13 protein-coding genes are annotated in these 16,029 nt (G+C 69.2%); 4 read left to right on the top strand and 9 right to left on the bottom strand.

From position 1 onward, the window contains the following. Nucleotides 1-83 precede the first annotated feature (83 nt). From QTN24_RS03335 to QTN24_RS03300, 8 genes are all read right to left on the bottom strand, one after another. Nucleotides 84-809 carry an LrgB family protein gene (locus QTN24_RS03335; RefSeq protein WP_124683323.1) on the bottom strand — a complete coding sequence of 242 codons (726 nt, stop codon included), beginning with the start codon at nucleotides 807-809 and terminating at the stop codon, nucleotides 84-86. Next, complete coding sequence (locus QTN24_RS03330; protein WP_124683324.1) at nucleotides 806-1,180, bottom strand: CidA/LrgA family protein; 375 nt, start codon at nucleotides 1,178-1,180, stop codon at nucleotides 806-808. Before QTN24_RS03330 ends, QTN24_RS03335 begins: the two co-directional genes overlap by 4 nt. A gap of 128 nt (nucleotides 1,181-1,308) precedes the next feature. After that, nucleotides 1,309-2,571, bottom strand: a complete 1,263-nt coding sequence (gene glcF / locus QTN24_RS03325; protein WP_313835293.1) for a glycolate oxidase subunit GlcF — start codon at nucleotides 2,569-2,571, stop codon at nucleotides 1,309-1,311. Between the two features lie 33 nt (nucleotides 2,572-2,604). Next, nucleotides 2,605-3,708, bottom strand: a complete 1,104-nt coding sequence (gene glcE, locus QTN24_RS03320; RefSeq protein ID WP_313835292.1) for a glycolate oxidase subunit GlcE — start codon at nucleotides 3,706-3,708, stop codon at nucleotides 2,605-2,607. A 39-nt stretch (nucleotides 3,709-3,747) separates the two neighbouring features. Next, nucleotides 3,748-4,674 (bottom strand): ion transporter, encoded by a 927-nt coding sequence (locus tag QTN24_RS03315; RefSeq protein ID WP_124683327.1) that lies wholly within the window; start codon nucleotides 4,672-4,674, stop codon nucleotides 3,748-3,750. 56 nt (nucleotides 4,675-4,730) lie between these two features. Then, nucleotides 4,731-6,233, bottom strand: a complete 1,503-nt coding sequence (locus tag QTN24_RS03310) for an FAD-linked oxidase C-terminal domain-containing protein (protein ID WP_313835291.1) — start codon at nucleotides 6,231-6,233, stop codon at nucleotides 4,731-4,733. A gap of 203 nt (nucleotides 6,234-6,436) precedes the next feature. Then, the gene (locus tag QTN24_RS03305) at nucleotides 6,437-7,327 is read right to left on the bottom strand and encodes a LysR substrate-binding domain-containing protein (protein WP_124683329.1); all 891 of its coding nucleotides are present in this window, start codon (nucleotides 7,325-7,327) and stop codon (nucleotides 6,437-6,439) included. Nucleotides 7,328-7,336: 9 nt separating this feature from the next. Continuing rightward, complete coding sequence (locus tag QTN24_RS03300) at nucleotides 7,337-8,755, bottom strand: FAD-linked oxidase C-terminal domain-containing protein (protein WP_313835290.1); 1,419 nt, start codon at nucleotides 8,753-8,755, stop codon at nucleotides 7,337-7,339. Between the two features lie 209 nt (nucleotides 8,756-8,964). On the opposite strand from QTN24_RS03300, the gene QTN24_RS03295 reads away from it, so the two are divergent. The 4 genes from QTN24_RS03295 (at nucleotide 8,965) to pabB (ending at nucleotide 14,923) form a co-directional block, all read left to right on the top strand. Beyond that, nucleotides 8,965-9,525 (top strand): cob(I)yrinic acid a,c-diamide adenosyltransferase, encoded by a 561-nt coding sequence (locus QTN24_RS03295; RefSeq protein WP_313835393.1) that lies wholly within the window; start codon nucleotides 8,965-8,967, stop codon nucleotides 9,523-9,525. A 167-nt stretch (nucleotides 9,526-9,692) separates the two neighbouring features. Then, nucleotides 9,693-11,639 carry a molecular chaperone DnaK gene (gene dnaK, locus QTN24_RS03290; protein WP_313835289.1) on the top strand — a complete coding sequence of 649 codons (1,947 nt, stop codon included), beginning with the start codon at nucleotides 9,693-9,695 and terminating at the stop codon, nucleotides 11,637-11,639. A gap of 173 nt (nucleotides 11,640-11,812) precedes the next feature. Then, nucleotides 11,813-12,952 (top strand): molecular chaperone DnaJ, encoded by a 1,140-nt coding sequence (gene dnaJ / locus QTN24_RS03285; protein ID WP_124683332.1) that lies wholly within the window; start codon nucleotides 11,813-11,815, stop codon nucleotides 12,950-12,952. A gap of 60 nt (nucleotides 12,953-13,012) precedes the next feature. Then, nucleotides 13,013-14,923, top strand: a complete 1,911-nt coding sequence (pabB, locus tag QTN24_RS03280) for an aminodeoxychorismate synthase component I (RefSeq protein ID WP_409558968.1) — start codon at nucleotides 13,013-13,015, stop codon at nucleotides 14,921-14,923. Nucleotides 14,924-15,177: 254 nt separating this feature from the next. Here the strand turns inward: pabB and panB are convergent, their stop codons facing one another. Next, nucleotides 15,178-15,999 (bottom strand): 3-methyl-2-oxobutanoate hydroxymethyltransferase, encoded by an 822-nt coding sequence (gene panB, locus QTN24_RS03275; protein WP_124683334.1) that lies wholly within the window; start codon nucleotides 15,997-15,999, stop codon nucleotides 15,178-15,180. Nucleotides 16,000-16,029: the final 30 nt, after the last annotated feature.

Below are 16,029 nucleotides of genomic sequence, written 5' to 3'. Positions count from 1 at the left end.
GTGGCGCTCCTCATCGTCGTTGGGGAGACCGGATGATGCGCGGCGCCTCCTGACAGCGTGCTGTCAGGAGCCTGTCAGGGGCCTCAGCGCGGCATCCAGGCGGCCATCACCGGTACCAGGATGGCGGTCAGCACGCCGTTCAGGCCCATGCCCAGCGCCGAGAACGCGCCGGCCTCCTGGCTGACCTGGAACGCCCGCGCCGTGCCGATGCCGTGCGCCGCCACCCCGGTGGCAAAGCCGCGCACCGTGTAGTCGCGCACGCGCAGCAGATTCAGCAGCCCGGTGGCGCTGACCGCGCCGATGATGCCGGTGGCCATCACCAGCACGGCCGTCAGCGACGGCAGCCCGCCGATCTTCTCGGACACGCCCATCGCGATCGGGATCGTCACCGACTTCGGCGCCAGCGAGCGCACCACCTCCGGCGACGCGCCCAGCAGGTAGGCGATGCCGACCGCCGACACCACCGCCGCCACCGACCCCGCCAGCAGCCCCACCAACAGCGGCAGCACGTTGCTGCGCAGCTTCGGTAGCTGGGTGTACAGCGGCACCGCTAGCGCCACGGTAGCCGGCCCGAGCAGGAAGTGGACGAACTGGGCGCCGTCGAAATAGGTCTTGTACGGCGTGCCCGTAACGGTCAGCACGGTGACGAGGATGGCCACCGAGATCATGACCGGATTGGCCAGCGGCGAGAACTTCGCCCGCTCGTAGATGCGGAACGCGAACACGTAGGCGATCAGCGTGGCCGTAAGCCCGATCAGCGGGCTGGCGGCCAGGTACACCCAGATTTCATTGAGACGCGGCGACATCATGGCTGCGCTCCCGCGTCGGCCGGCGCTTCCCGGGGCGGCTTGCGCATCAGCGCCCGCGTGACCAGCGCCGTGACGGCGATGGCGATCCACGTGGAGAGCACCAGTGCGATGACGATCGGCATCCACTCGCTGCCAATGCGGTTGGCATGGACCATGATGCCCACCCCGGCCGGCACGAACAGCAGCGACAGGTGCTTGAGCAGCTCGCTGGCCGACCCCTGGATCACGGGCAGCAGCCGGTTGTCGAAGACGAGCCAGCCAAACAGGAGCAGCATGCCGATCACCGGACCGGGCACGGGCAGGCGCAGCGCGTAGCTGATCACCTCGCCCACGGTCTGGAAGACCAGCAGGATCGCGAAAGTCTGAAGCATGGGGGCAGCTTGGGAACCGAAGTGCCGACATGGTACTCCCGTACAAGCCGCGTGCAAGGGTGTCGGCAGCCCCGGATTAGCTCCCCTCTCCCACAATGAGGGAGAGGGGAGACAACATCGGGACTACTTCACCCCACCGCCACGCCGGCCATCATCCGGTCCACCAGTTCCACCCAGTGCATCACCGGCGTTTCCGTGCCGCTCTGCAGGTGCGTGATGCAGCCGATGTTGGCCGTGACGATGGAATCGGGCGACGTGGCCTGGAGCTTGTCGAGCTTGTCGTCGCGCAGCCGGTACGACAGCTCCGGCTGCAGCACGGAGTAGGTGCCCGCCGATCCGCAGCACAGGTGGCTGTCGGCGCAGAGCCGCACGTCCACGCCCAGGCGGGTCAGCAGCGCCTCCACCTTGCCGCGGATCTGCTGGCCGTGCTGGAGCGTGCAGGGCGGATGCCACGCCACGCGGCGGCCGTCGCGCGGCACGGCGCCGGCCAGCCGGTGCAGGTCGTCGGCAAAGTCGGGCAGCAGTTCGGACAGGTCGCGCGTCAGTGCCGACACCCGGGCCGCCTTCTCCGCGTAGCGCGGGTCGTTGCGCAGCAGGTGGCCGTAATCCTTGACCATCGCGCCGCAGCCGGACGCGGTCATGACGATGGCCTCCGCGCCGGCCTCGATATGCGGCCACCATGCGTCGATGTTGGCGCGCATGTTGTCCAGCCCGCCGGCATGGTCGCTCGTGTGGAAGCGGATGGCGCCACAGCAGCCGGCCTGGGGCGCCACCACCAGTTGCACGCCCAGCTTGTCGAGCACCCGGGCCGTGGCGGCATTGATGTTGGGCGACATGGCGGGCTGCACACAACCGTCGAGCAACAACATCTTGCGCGGATGCTCGGTGCGCGGCCACGTGCCGGGCGGGGTGGGATGGGCCGGCACCTTGTTGCGCAGCGCCTGCGGCAGCAGCGGGCGCACCACCTGGCCGAGCTTCAGCGCCGGGCCAAACAGCGCCGGCCGCGTCAGCCCCTCGCGCAGCAGCCAGCGGGCAATGCGCTGGCCCGCCGGGCGCTGCACGCCTTGTTCGGCCAGCCGGTCGTCAACGAGTTGCCGGCCGATGTCGACCAGCCGCCCGTACGTCACGCCCGACGGGCAGGTGGATTCGCAGTTGCGGCAGGTCAGGCAGCGGTCCAGGTGCACGCGCGTGCTTTCGGTCACCGGGTTGCCTTCCAGCACCTGTTTCATCAGGTAGATGCGCCCGCGCGGGCCGTCCAGCTCGTCGCCCAGCAACTGGTACGTGGGGCAGGTGGCCGTGCAGAAGCCGCAGTGCACGCATTTGCCGACGATGGACTTCGCCTCTTCGCCCTCGGGGGTGTTGCGCAGGAATTCGGCCAGGGTGGTTTGCATGGTGGGGGATCGTGATGTTGGCGCGGGGCGCGATCAGAGGCCGGGGTAGAGGCGCTGCGGGTTGAAAATGCCCGCCGGGTCGAAGCTGGCCTTGAGCCGCTTGTGGATGGCGGCCAGCGGCGCGGCCAGCGGCGTGAAGACCCCCACGGCCTTGTCGCCGTTGCGGAACAGCGTGGCGTGGCCGCCGGCGGCCTGGGCGATGGCGCGCACGTGGTCGGCCGATGCCGCACTGGCGTCCGGCGCCAGCCACCAGCGCTGGCCGCCGCCCCATTCCACCAGCGTGCCGCCGGGCAGGTCCAGCGGCGGCGTCACCGTCGGCACGGCAATGCGCCACAGCGCGTGGCCGGCCTCGCGCGCCGGCGTGAAGAACGGGTGGGTCTGCTCGCGCAGCGCCGCCCAGAGCTGGGCGCCATGGCTGGCATCCACCGTCTCGCCGCCCAGGCTCTCGCGCGCGGCGCGCACGGCCGCCGTGGCGCCGGACAGCCGCACGTGCAGCACCCCGTCATGCCACGCCGACGCCGCAATCGGCAGCGGCTTGCCGCCCCACTTGTTGAGCTGGTCGATGGCTTCCGCCTGCGCCATGCCAAAGCGCAGCGTGGCGTCGTCGAACGGCACCGGCAGCACCTTCAGCGACACCTCCGTGATCAGCCCCAGCGTGCCCAGCGACCCGGCCAGCAGCCGCGACACGTCGTAGCCGGCCACGTTCTTCATCACCTGCCCGCCGAAGTTCAGGATCTCGCCCTGGCCGTCCATCAACTGGGCGCCGAGCACGAAATCGCGCAGCGCGCCCACTGCCTGGCGGCGCGGCCCGGACAGCCCCGCCGCCACCGCGCCGCCCAGCGTGGCGCTGCTGCCCTGGCCCGGCGCGGCAAAGTGCGGCGGCTCGAAGGCCAGCATCTGCCGATGACCGGCCAGCGTGTCCTCGATCTCGGCCAGCGGCGTGCCGCAGCGCGCCGTGATCACCAGTTCGGCCGGATCGTAGTCGACGATGCCGCGGTAGGCACGCGTGTCCAGCACCGTGCCGGACAGGGCCTGGCCATAGAAATCCTTGCTGCCGCCGCCGCGCAGGCGCAGCGGCGTGCGGCTGTCGCGGGCCTGGCGGATCGCATCGCGGAAGGCGTCGAGAGTGGCTTGCATGGGGACGTGGTTATCGTTGTCGGAATGGGGGGCGGGGCGTCACTGGTCGGGCGGCCGGGCGCCCGGTGCGTTGTCGATCGCGCCTTCGAGCTTCGAGTCGGACTGGTACTCGGGCAGCTCGGTGCCGCAGTGCTTGCAGAAGCGGGCGCCGGGCTCGTGTCCCTCGGTCAGGCAGTGCTCGCAGCTGCGCGTGGTCAGCGGCCGCTTGATGATGCTGGCGGCCAGCTCGGCGCCGACGATGCCGGTCGGGAAGGCGATGATCCCGTAGCCCAGCAGGATCGTCAGCGACGTGATGAACTGGCCCACGGGCGTGCGCGGCACGATGTCGCCAAAGCCCGTGGTGGTCAGCGTCACGATGGCCCAGTACATGCTGAGCGGAATGCTCGTGAAGCCGTTCTCGGGGCCTTCCACCACGTACATCACGGTGCCCAGGATCACGGTGATGATGAACACGGTGCCCAGGAACACGAAGATCTTGCGGCGGCTGTTGGACAGCGCCCGGGCCAGGATCTCGGCTTCCTCGAAGTAGACGGTCAGCTTCAGGATCCGGAACACGCGCAGCAGCCGCAGCAGCCGCACGTCGATCAGGAACGCCAGCTCCGGCACGAAGAACGACGCCCAGGTGGGCATGATCGAGATGAAGTCGATGATGCCGTAGAAGCTCAGCGCGTAGCGCAGCGGGCGCCGTACCACGGCCAGCCGCATGCAGTACTCGGCCGTGAACAGCAACGTGAACATCCATTCCAGCACCGTGAACAGCGTGCCGAAGCGCGCGTGGATGGACGGCGTGCTGTCCAGCATCACCACCAGCACGCTGGCGACGATGGCCACCAGCAGCACTTCGTCGAACAGGCGCCCCTGGCGCGTGTCGGCTTCGAAGATGATCGTGTACCAGCGCTGGCGCCAGCCGGATTCGGGCTGGCCCAGGCGTTGGCGGTTCAGGGCGTTGAGGTTGCGGTTCGGCATATCGGACGGTCGGGTTTCGGAAAAGGCGGCGCGCCGATCCCGTTGCCACGCGCCGGTCAGAAGCGCGGCAGGTCCGGGTGCGGCAGCAGGCCGCGCCTGACGTGCATCTTGCCGTATTCGGCGCAGCGCGCGAGCGTGGGGATGGCCTTGTCCGGGTTGAGCAGCCGCGCAGGGTCGAAGGCCGCCTTCACGCCGAAAAACGCCTCGCATTCCTCGCGCGAGAACTGCACGCACATCGAGTTCAGCTTTTCCACCCCCACGCCGTGCTCGCCGGTCACGGTGCCGCCCAGCTCCACGCAGGTCTCAAGGATGTCGGAGCCGAACAGCTCGGCGCGGTGCCACTCGTCCACGTCGCCGCCATCGAACAGGATCAGGGGATGCATGTTGCCATCGCCGGCGTGGAACACGTTGATGCATCGCAAGCCGTACTTGTGCTCCATCTGCTCGATGCGCTTGAGCAGCGTGCCGATGTGCTTGCGCGGGATGGTGCCGTCCATGCAGTAGTAGTCGGGCGAGATCCGGCCCGCCGCCGGGAACGCGTTCTTGCGGCCGCTCCAGAAGCGCAGCCGCTCGGCCTCGTTCTGCGACACGGTGATCCGCGTGGCGCCCGACGCGCGCAGCACCTCGCTCATCCGGCCGATCTCCTCGGCCACTTCCTCGGGCGTGCCGTCGGACTCGCAGAGCAGGATGGCGGCCGCGTCCAGGTCGTAGCCGGCCTTGACGAATTCCTCCACGGCGGCCGTGGCGGGGCGGTCCATCATCTCCAGGCCCGCCGGGATGATGCCGGCCGCGATCACGTCGGCCACGGCGTTGCCGCCTTTTTCCACATCGTCGAAGCTGGCCATGATGACCTGCGCAAGCTGGGGCTTGGGCACCAGCCGCACGGTGACCTCGGTGACCACGGCCAGCATGCCCTCGGAGCCGATCACGGTGGCCAGCAGGTCCAGCCCCGGCGAATCCGGCGCCTCCGAGCCGAACACCACGACGTCGCCCTCCATCGTCACGGCACGCACGCGCAGCACGTTGTGGACGGTCAGGCCGTACTTCAGGCAGTGGACGCCGCCCGAGTTCTCGGCCACGTTGCCGCCGATGGAGCAGGCGATCTGCGACGACGGATCGGGCGCGTAATAGAGATTGTGCGGCGCGGCGGCCTCGGAGATTGCCAGGTTGCGCACGCCGGGCTGGACCACGGCCGTGCGCGCGTACGGATCGACCGACACGATGCGCTTGAACTTGGCCAGCGACAGCACCAGCCCGCCGGCAATCGGCATGGCGCCGCCAGACAGGCTCGTGCCCGACCCGCGCGGCACCACCGGCACGCCCAGTTCGTGGCACAGCCGCAGCACGGCGCAGACCTGGTCCTCGGTGTCGGGCAGCACCACGGCGTCGGGCACCTGGCGGTAGGCGGCCAGGCCATCGCATTCGTAGGGAATGGTGTCCTCGGCCTTCCACAGCACGGCGGACGCGGGCAGGATGGCCGCAAGCCGGGCCAGCAGCGTGGCGCGGCGCGACTCGGCGGATACTTCCGCGACGGGGTGGGCGTCTTGCGGGGCGTTCATGGCAGCAACTCCTGTGACGGACCGGGCGCCGCGCACGGGATCGACACGCGAAGCGCCAGTGCACGGCCGGGACGGCAGACTATAGCGCAGGCCCCTCGCCAGGCGGGCCCCGGCGCACGTGAATTCGGCATGGCAACCCGATCAAAATGGTTCATGCCGGCCGCCGCGGGCCGGGGGACGATTCCAGCGTAGTGGCTCGGACGCTACCAGTCCAGCCCGAGCAGCCAGTCGATGAAGTAGCGCGCCTCGGGCATCAGCGGCGCCTGTTCGCGCTCCACGATGTAGTAGCCGTGCGGCGACACCGACTCGATATCCAGCAGCTTGACCATCTGGCCCGCCGCCAGCCACTGCCGCGCCATGCGCTGCCGCACCAGCCCCACGCCCTGGTTCGAGACGATGGCTTCCAGCATCAGCCCGATGTCGTTGAACTGGGCGCCGGTCTGCGGCTCGGGCCAGTCCAGCCCGGCGGTCTCGAACCACGGCCGCCATGGCTCCAGCGGGCTGCGCAGCAGCGTCAGGTTGTGCAGGTCCTCGGGCTTGGTCACCGCGAAGCCATTCACCCGTTCGTAGTATTCCCGCCCGCAGGCCGGAAACACCTGCTCCACCAGCAGCCGCGTGGTCTTCAGGTCCGGGTAGCGGCCCGTGCCGTAGCGGATCTCGATGTCGGTGTCCTCGGCCTTGACGTCCAGGAACGGCACCGCCAGGTGCAGCTCCAGGTCGATATGCGGGTACAGCGCGCTGAATTCGGGCAGGCGCGGCACCAGGTGCTGGCGGCCGAACGTGGGCGGGATGGCCACCCGCAGCCGCGTGCGCAGCTTGTTGTACTCGGGCCGGGCCAGTTCGTTGAGCGACTTCAGCGCGTCCTGCACGTTGCGCTGGTAGCGCGTGCCGGCGGCGGTCAGCCGCAGCGCGGCGTTGGAACGCACGAACAGGTCCTCGCCCCACAGCTCCTCAAGGTTCTTGATCCGGTGCGACACCGCGCTGGGCGTGACCGACAGCTCCTCGGCCGCGCGGGCAAAGCTGCCCAGCCGCGCCGCCGATTCGAACGCGATCAGCAGGTGCAACGGCGGCACACGTTGGAAAACCGATGCCATGGCCGTGGCTCAGCGCGTGGCGCTGAAGATCTTGCCCGGGTTCAGGATGTGGTTCGGATCGAGCGCGTCCTTGATCGCCCGCATCAGGTCCAGCGCGTCCTCGCCATGCTCCTGCACGAGGAAGCCCATCTTGTGCAGCCCCACGCCGTGCTCGCCGGTGCAGGTGCCGCCCATCGATAGCGCCCGTTCGACGATGCGGCGGTTGATCGCCTCGGCCTCGGCCATTTCCTCGGGCCGGGCCGTGTCCACCAGGATCGCCACGTGGAAATTGCCGTCGCCGACGTGGCCGACGATGGGGCAGGGCAGCGACGACGCGTTCAGGTCGCGCTCGGTCTCGGTCACGCAGTCGGCCAGGCGCGAGATCGGCACGCAGACGTCGGTGGTCACCGCGCGGCAGCCCGGCTTGAGCTGCAGCATGGCGAAGTAGGCCGTGTGGCGCGCGTTCCAGAGCCGCGAGCGGTCTTCGGGGCGGGTGGCCCATTCGAAGCCCTGGCCGCCGTGCTCGGCGACGATTTCCTGCACGGTCTCGGCCTGCTCGCGCACGCCGGCCTCGGTGCCGTGGAATTCGAAGAACAGGTGCGGGGTTTCGGGCAGCGTCAGGTTGTCGTGCCGGTTGATCGCGCGGATGGCCAGCGCATCGACAAACTCCACGCGGGCCACCGGCACGCCAAGCTGGATGGTCTGGATGGTCGCGCGCACGGCGTCGCCCATGCTCGGGAACGCGCAGACGGCCGCCGAAATGGCCTCCGGCTGCGGGTACAGGCGCACGGTGACCTCGGTGATGATGCCCAGCGTGCCCTCGCTGCCGATGAACAGGCGCGTCAGGTCGTAGCCGGCCGACGACTTGCGCGCCTGGGTGCCGGTGCGGATCACGCGGCCGTCGGCCGTCACCACGGTCAGCGCCAGCACGTTCTCGCGCATGGTGCCGTAGCGCACGGCGTTGGTGCCCGATGCCCGGGTGGCGCACATGCCGCCCAGCGACGCATCGGCGCCCGGGTCGATCGGGAAGAACAGCCCGGTGTCCTTGATTTCCTGGTTGAGCTGCTTGCGCGTCACGCCGGGCTGGACCGTGACGGTCAGGTCCTCGGGGTGCACGGCCAGCACGCGGTTCATCTGGGACAGGTCCAGGCTGACGCCGCCGGCCACGGCCAGCAGGTGGCCTTCCAGCGACGACCCGGCGCCGTAGGGAATCAGCGGCACGCCGTGGGCGTTGCACAGCCGCGCCACGTCGGCCACTTCCTCGGTGGTGTGGGCAAAGACCACGGCGTCAGGCAGCGCGGGCGGGAACGGCGACTCGTCGCGGCCGTGATGGTCGCGCACGCCGGCCGAGGTAGAGAACCGCTCGGCAAAGCGGGCCGACAGGGCGTCGGCCAGCGCGGACGGGAACGGACGGCGCGCCAGGGCGGCGGCAGGTGTTGGGTGGTTCATGCGGGTCTCCGGGCGGGCCGTATGGCGCTGTATGCAGTCGAATGCCGCTATTCTACGACCGGCCTACGCCGCGCGCGCCCCCGGATCGGTGGGCTTTTGCCGTCACCGGGCCGATAAACGGCCAGCCCGGGCCGGAAGCAGGCCATAATTGCGCCGCTTGACCGGGCCGCTCGGCCCCGGACATACCCTCATTGACCAAGGAGACCGGCATGGGCAACCGCCTGTCCAAGATTGCCACGCGCACCGGCGACGCCGGCACCACCGGCCTGGGCGACGGCAGCCGCGTGGGCAAGAACAGCCTGCGCATCGCCGCCATCGGCGACGTCGACGAGCTGAATTCCCATCTCGGCCTGCTGCTGACCGAGCCGGGCCTGCCCGACGACGTGCGCGACGCGCTGCTCCATATCCAGCACGACCTGTTCGACCTGGGCGGCGAGCTGTCGATCCCCGGCTACACGCTGCTCCAGCCGCCCCAGGTGGCCCAGCTCGACGCCTGGCTGGACCACTACAACGCCAGCTTGCCGCGGCTGGCCGAATTCATCCTGCCCGGCGGCAGCCGCGCCGCCGCACAGGCCCACGTCTGCCGCACCGTGGCGCGCCGCGCCGAGCGCTCGCTGGTGGAGCTGGGCGCCGCCGAAGCGCTCAACGAGTCGCCGCGCCAGTACCTGAACCGGCTCTCGGACCTGCTGTTCGTGCTGGCCCGCGTGCTGAACCGCGCCGGCGGCGGCAGCGACGTGCTGTGGCAGCGCACCCGGCATCCCGAAAAGTAATTTATACGTAACTTTTGTCCGGGGGCGGGCGCAGACGGCCAAAAAATCGAGAAATTTACTCGGCATTGCCGATTTCGCCCTTGAAATGGCCCGGGACGGCCACATTTCGCCCTCAGTCGAGTATGCAAGCCCCTGATGAGAGACAGGGCGAATAAGGAGAGAACACTATGGGTAAGATCATCGGTATCGACCTCGGTACCACCAATAGCTGCGTGTCGGTGCTGGAAGGCAACACGCCGAAGGTCATCGAGAACTCGGAAGGCGCCCGCACGACGCCGTCGATCATCGCCTACATGGAAGACGGCGAGATCCTGGTGGGCGCGCCCGCCAAGCGCCAGGCCGTCACGAACCCGCGCAACACGCTGTACGCCGTGAAGCGCCTGATCGGCCGCAAGTTCGAGGAAAAGGAAGTCCAGAAGGACATCGGCCTGATGCCGTACGCCATCGTCAAGGCCGACAACGGCGACGCATGGGTGGGTGTGCGCGACCAGAAGCTGGCCCCGCCGCAGGTGTCCGCCGAAGTGCTGCGCAAGATGAAGAAGACCGCCGAGGACTACCTGGGCGAGCCGGTGACCGAGGCCGTGATCACGGTGCCGGCGTACTTCAACGATTCCCAGCGCCAGGCCACCAAGGACGCCGGCCGCATCGCCGGCCTGGACGTCAAGCGCATCATCAACGAGCCGACCGCGGCCGCGCTGGCGTTCGGCATGGACAAGAACGAGAAGGGCGACCGCAAGATCGCCGTCTATGACCTGGGCGGCGGCACGTTCGACATCTCGATCATCGAGATCGCCGACGTGGACGGCGAGAAGCAGTTCGAGGTGCTGTCGACCAACGGCGACACGTTCCTGGGCGGCGAGGACTTCGACCAGCGGATCATCGACTACATCATCGGCGAGTTCAAGAAGGAACAGGGCGTCGACCTGTCGAAGGACGTGCTGGCCCTGCAGCGCCTGAAGGAAGCGGCCGAGAAGGCCAAGATCGAGCTGTCGAGCTCGCAGCAGACCGAGATCAACCTGCCGTACATCACCGCCGACGCCTCGGGCCCGAAGCACCTGAACCTGAAGATCACGCGCGCCAAGCTCGAAGCGCTGGTGGAAGACCTGATCTCGCGCACGATCGACCCGTGCCGCACCGCGATCAAGGACGCCGGCGTCAAGGTCAGCGACATCGACGACGTGATCCTGGTGGGCGGCATGACCCGCATGCCCAAGGTGCAGGAGCAGGTGCGCGAGTTCTTCGGCAAGGAAGCCCGCAAGGACGTGAACCCGGACGAGGCCGTGGCCGTGGGTGCCGCCATCCAGGGCTCGGTGCTGTCGGGCGACCGTACCGACGTGCTGCTGCTGGACGTGACGCCGCTGTCGCTGGGCATCGAGACGCTGGGCGGCGTGATGACCAAGATGATCAGCAAGAACACGACCATCCCGACCAAGCATGCCCAGGTGTTCTCCACCGCCGACGACAACCAGCCGGCCGTGACGATCAAGGTGTTCCAGGGCGAGCGCGAGATGGCCAGCGGCAACAAGCTGCTGGGCGAGTTCAACCTGGAAGGCATTCCGCCGTCGCCGCGCGGCACGCCGCAGATCGAGGTCTCGTTCGACATCGACGCGAACGGCATCCTGCATGTGGGCGCCAAGGACAAGGCCACCGGCAAGGAAAACCGCATCACGATCAAGGCGAACTCGGGCCTGTCGGAAGACGAGATCCAGCGCATGGTCAAGGACGCCGAGGCCAACGCCGAGGAAGACAAGAGGGCCCGCGAGCTGGCTGACGCCCGCAACCAGGCCGACGCGCTGATCCACTCGACCCGCAAGGCCGTGACCGAGCATGGCGACAAGCTGGAGGCCGGCGAGAAGGAAAAGATCGAAACGGCGATCAAGGAACTGGAAGACGCCGCACGCGGCGGCGACAAGGCCGAGATCGACGCCAAGGTGGCGGCGCTGTCCGAAGCCAGCCAGAAGCTGGGCGAGAAGGTCTACGCCGAGATGCAGGCCAAGGCTGGCGAAGCCGGCGCCGCGGGCCCGGCCGGTGGCGCGGGCGCGCAGCAGCAGGCCCAGCCGCAGGACGACAACGTCGTGGATGCCGAATTCAAGGAAGTGAACGACAAGAAGTAAGCGGGACGGGGGCGGCGGCGCCAGGTGATGCCGGCGCCGCCGCCCGCCCCCCACGCCGGGCGACGGTGGTCTGACTTGCGGTGCAAACCACGGTCGGACACCGCGCTCGGCTTTTTTGCTTATCGCGCGGCGGGGTTTTCCAGACCCGCCGGGCCAATCAGGTATGAGCCACCATGGCAAAACGTGACTACTACGAAGTGCTCGGGGTAGGCAAGAACGCGAGCGACGACGAGATCAAGAAGGCTTATCGCAAGCTCGCGATGAAATTCCATCCGGACCGCAATCCGGACAACAAGGAAGCCGAGGAAAAATTCAAGGAGGTCAAGGAAGCCTACGAGATGCTTTCCGACCCCGAGAAGAAGGCGGCCTACGACCAGTATGGCCACGCCGGCGTGGACCCGAACATGGCCGGCGGATTCGGTGCCGGCGGGTTTGGCGGCGGCGGCTTTGCCGAGGCATTTGGCGACATCTTTGGCGACATCTTCGGCCAGGCGGCCGCCGGTGGCCGCCGGGGCAACGGCCCGCAGGCGTATCGCGGCGCCGACCTGCGCTACAGCATGGAAATCTCGCTGGAGCAGGCCGCGCACGGCCACGAGGCGCAGATCCGCGTGCCGCACTGGGACGACTGCGACCACTGCCACGGCAAGGGGGCCGAGCCGGGGTCGTCGGTGGAAACCTGCCCGACCTGCAACGGCATCGGCCAGGTGCGCGTGTCGCAGGGCTTCTTCACGATGCAGCAGACCTGCCCGAAGTGCCACGGCAGCGGCAAGTTCATCCCCAAGCCGTGCACCAAGTGCCACGGGCAGGGCAAGCTGAAGTCGCAGAAGACGCTGGAGGTCAAGATCCCGGCCGGGATCGACGAAGGCATGCGCATCCGCTCGTCGGGCAACGGCGAGCCGGGCATCAACGGCGGGCCGCCGGGCGATCTCTACGTCGAAGTGCACATCAAGCCGCACGAGGTGTTCGAGCGCGACGGCGACGACCTGCACTGCCAGATGCCGATCTCGTTCGCCACGGCGGCGCTGGGCGGCGAGCTGGAAGTGCCGACGCTGGGCGGCAAGGCCAGCTTCCCGGTGCCCGAGGGCACGCAGGCCGGCAAGACGTTCCGGCTGCGCGGCAAGGGCATCAAGGGCGTGCGCTCGGGCTATCCTGGCGACCTCTACGTCCATGTGCTCGTTGAGACGCCGGTCAAGCTGACCGACGCCCAGAAGGAACTGCTGCGCCAGTTCGACCGCTCGGTTCACGAAGGCGGCTCGCGCCACAGCCCGCAGGAGCAATCCTGGCTGGACAAGGTGAAGAGCTTCTTCAGCTGATCCGGCGGCGGCTGGAAACTGAAACCGGCTACGTGCGCAACGTGGCCGGTTTTTTTATGTATGGTTGGTGCAGGATGGCCCGCACGCCGCCGCTCAACCCACCACGCCCGCGCCTTGTCCGACTTTTCCGATCCTTTCGTCCTTCTCGATGACGCCCACGCGCCCGGCGTGGCCGCGTCGCGCCTGTACACCGGCTTCGCGCGCCAGGACGTGCTGCCGGCCGGCACCGGCCCCGCCACGCTGGACGCGCTGCTGGCGCAGGGCTGGCAGGCCGGCCTGCACGCCGCGCTGTTCGCGCCCTACGAGTACGGCGGCCATCTGGTCGACGCGCCGGTGCACGTCGACACGGCGCTGCCATTGCACGATGGCGCGCTGCGGCTGATGTGGTTCCGATCGCTGGCGCGGCTCGACGCCGGCGCGGTGGCGGCCTGGCTGGACGCCCGCCGCCAGCCCGGCCCGGCCGGCGTGCTCGGCGTGGCCGGCAACCTGTCGCGCCAGCAGTACGCCGACGCCATCGCGCGCATCCACGCCTATATCGCGGCCGGCGACACCTACCAGGTCAACTTCACGCAGCGGCTGCGCTTCCAGGCGTTCGGCGACCCGGTGGCGTTCTACGCGGCGCTGCGCGCGGCCCAGCCGGTGCCGTTCGGCGCGCTGGCCCGGCTGCCCGGCGATGGCTGGGTGCTGTCGCTGTCGCCGGAACTGTTCGTCGCGCACGATGGCGACGGGCATCTGGTGGCTCGGCCGATGAAGGGCACGGCCCCGCGCACCGGCGATGCCGACGCCGACGCCCGGTCGGCAAGGGTGCTGGCCGCCGATCCGAAGAACCGGGCCGAGAACGTGATGATCGTCGACCTGCTCCGCAACGACCTCGGGCGGCTGGCCGTGCCGGGCAGCGTCCAGGTGCCGGCGCGCTTCGTCGTCGAACCGTTCGGGCGGGTGCTGCAGATGACGTCGACGGTCACCGCCACCGCGCGGCCGGCCACGTCGTTCGGGGCGACCATGCAGGCGCTGTTTCCGTGCGGGTCGATCACCGGCGCGCCCAAGCGGCGGACCATGCAGATCATCGCCGAACTGGAGCCGTCGCCGCGCGGGCTCTACACCGGCGCCATCGGCTGGCTCGACGCCCCGCGCGATGCGCAGACGCTGGGCGCGTTCGGGCTGTCCGTCGCCATCCGCACGCTGGTGCTGGGGCCGGTGGCCGACGATGGCCTGCGGCGCGGCGAAATGGGCGTGGGCGGCGGCATCGTCCACGACAGCGTGGCCGACGACGAATACGCCGAGTGCGGCTGGAAGGCGCGCTTCCTGACGGCCCACGATCCGGGCTTCACGCTGTTCGAGACCATGCACGCGCGGGATGGGGTGGTCCGGCACCGCGAGCGGCACCTGGCCCGCATCGCGGGCTCGTGCCACGCGTTCGGCTTCGCCATCGACCTGCCCGCCGTGCGCGCGGCGCTGCAGGCCGAAGCCGGCCGGCTTGGCGATGGCGACTGGCGCCTGCGGATGGCAATCGACAAGCAGGGCGCGGTCACGTTCGCCAGCGGCGCGCTGGCCCCGCTGCCGGCGGGCGAGGTGGTCGTCGAACTGGGAGACACGCCGCTGCCGGTGGCAGATCCGCTGCGGCGCCACAAGCACAGCGCCCGCGCCACCTTCGACCAGGGCTGGCAGGCCGCCGAGCAGGGCGGCGCATTCGACCGCCTGTTCTTCAACACACGCGGCGAACTGCTGGAAGGCGGGCGCTCGTCGGTGTTCGTCAAGGTCGACGGGCAATGGCTGACCCCGCCGCTGTCGGCCGATATCCTGCCCGGCGTGATGCGGGCCGTGGTGATCGAGGAAGGAGATGCGGCAATCGACGGCCCGGTGAAAGAGGCGCCGGTGACACGGGACATGGTGCTGCGCGCCGAGTCGGTAGCCATCGGCAATGCACTGCGCGGTGTGATGCGGGTGAGGGTGCGGCGGCAGCGGGATTGACGAGGCGTGTAGCCCCGCGCGGTTTTCTCCCCTCTCCCGCGCGCGGGAGTGGGTCGAGGGAGAGGGCCAGCGGGTCAACCTGCGAGACGCCCGTGGTCGTGCAAGCGCCGGCCCTCACCCCCAGCCCCTCTCCCGCAGGCGGGAGAGGGGAGCCAAACCAAGCTACGGCATTACGTTTGCGCCCGGCTTACTCCACGCGCGCGGGAGAGGGGAGCCAAACCAAGCGAGCCATCACGGCTGGCCGGAGCCGTCGCTCAAGCCGAAAACGTATGTTCTTCCGCCGGGAAGCTGCTGTCTTTCACGGCGGTCACGTAGGCCCGGACGGCGGCCTCGATCGAGGTCTGGCCTTCCATGAAATTGCGGACGAACTTGGCCTTGCGGCCGGGGTAGATGTTCAGCATGTCCTGCAGCACCAGCACCTGGCCCGAGCAGTCCACGCCGGCGCCGATGCCGATGGTGGGCACCTTCAGCAGCGCGGTGACTTCGCCGGCCAGCTTGGCGGGGACGGCTTCCATCAGGATGACCTGCGCGCCGGCCGCTTCCAGGGCTTGCGCGTCGCGCTTCAGTTGCGCGGCGCCGGCCTCGGTCTTGCCCTGCACCTTGAAGCCGCCGAACGCGTGCACGGACTGCGGCGTCAGGCCGATGTGGGCGCAGACCGGGATGCTGCGCTCGACCAGGAACTTCACGATGGGCGCCAGCCATTCGCCGCCTTCGAGCTTGACCATCTGCGCGCCGGCGCGCATCAGCGTGGCGGCGCTCTCGAACGCCTTCTCGGGCGTGGGATAGGTGCCGAACGGCAGGTCCGTCACCAGCAGCGCGGTCTGGTTACCGCGCGCCACGCATTCGGTGTGGTAGGCCATGTGCTCCAGCGTGACGGGCAGCGTGGTCTGCTGGCCCTGCATCACGTTGCCCAGCGAATCGCCGACCAGGATCATCTCCACGCCGCAGTAGTCGAGCAGCGCGGCGAAGCTGGAGTCGTAGGCGGTCAGCATGGCGATCTTGTCGCCCGCGTCGCGCATGGCCTGCAGCCGGGGGATCGTGACGGTCTTGCGGGAGGGATCGAGGAGGTAACTCATGGCGGTGCCCGTAGGAGTGGCGGCCGTGGA

This window comes from Cupriavidus sp. SZY C1 (assembly GCF_032190535.1).
GTDB classification, from domain to species: Bacteria; Pseudomonadota; Gammaproteobacteria; order Burkholderiales; family Burkholderiaceae; genus Cupriavidus; species Cupriavidus pauculus_C.
Note: the sequence above shows the minus strand (reverse complement) of the source record. Positions and strands in the feature narration are given on the sequence as shown.

What these genes read in the sequence shown, in the direction of transcription:
- QTN24_RS03315 (WP_124683327.1), bottom strand. Translation starts at nt 4,674, where the DNA reads ATGCCGAACCGCAACCTCAACGCCCTGAACCGCCAACGCCTGGGCCAG.
- dnaJ (WP_124683332.1), top strand. Translation starts at nt 11,813, where the DNA reads ATGGCAAAACGTGACTACTACGAAGTGCTCGGGGTAGGCAAGAACGCG.
- panB (WP_124683334.1), bottom strand. Translation starts at nt 15,999, where the DNA reads ATGAGTTACCTCCTCGATCCCTCCCGCAAGACCGTCACGATCCCCCGG.
- pabB (WP_409558968.1), top strand. Translation starts at nt 13,013, where the DNA reads ATGGTTGGTGCAGGATGGCCCGCACGCCGCCGCTCAACCCACCACGCC.
- QTN24_RS03330 (WP_124683324.1), bottom strand. Translation starts at nt 1,180, where the DNA reads ATGCTTCAGACTTTCGCGATCCTGCTGGTCTTCCAGACCGTGGGCGAG.
- QTN24_RS03305 (WP_124683329.1), bottom strand. Translation starts at nt 7,327, where the DNA reads ATGGCATCGGTTTTCCAACGTGTGCCGCCGTTGCACCTGCTGATCGCG.
- QTN24_RS03335 (WP_124683323.1), bottom strand. Translation starts at nt 809, where the DNA reads ATGATGTCGCCGCGTCTCAATGAAATCTGGGTGTACCTGGCCGCCAGC.
- dnaK (WP_313835289.1), top strand. Translation starts at nt 9,693, where the DNA reads ATGGGTAAGATCATCGGTATCGACCTCGGTACCACCAATAGCTGCGTG.
- glcF (WP_313835293.1), bottom strand. Translation starts at nt 2,571, where the DNA reads ATGCAAACCACCCTGGCCGAATTCCTGCGCAACACCCCCGAGGGCGAA.
- glcE (WP_313835292.1), bottom strand. Translation starts at nt 3,708, where the DNA reads ATGCAAGCCACTCTCGACGCCTTCCGCGATGCGATCCGCCAGGCCCGC.
- QTN24_RS03310 (WP_313835291.1), bottom strand. Translation starts at nt 6,233, where the DNA reads ATGAACGCCCCGCAAGACGCCCACCCCGTCGCGGAAGTATCCGCCGAG.
- QTN24_RS03300 (WP_313835290.1), bottom strand. Translation starts at nt 8,755, where the DNA reads ATGAACCACCCAACACCTGCCGCCGCCCTGGCGCGCCGTCCGTTCCCG.
- QTN24_RS03295 (WP_313835393.1), top strand. Translation starts at nt 8,965, where the DNA reads ATGGGCAACCGCCTGTCCAAGATTGCCACGCGCACCGGCGACGCCGGC.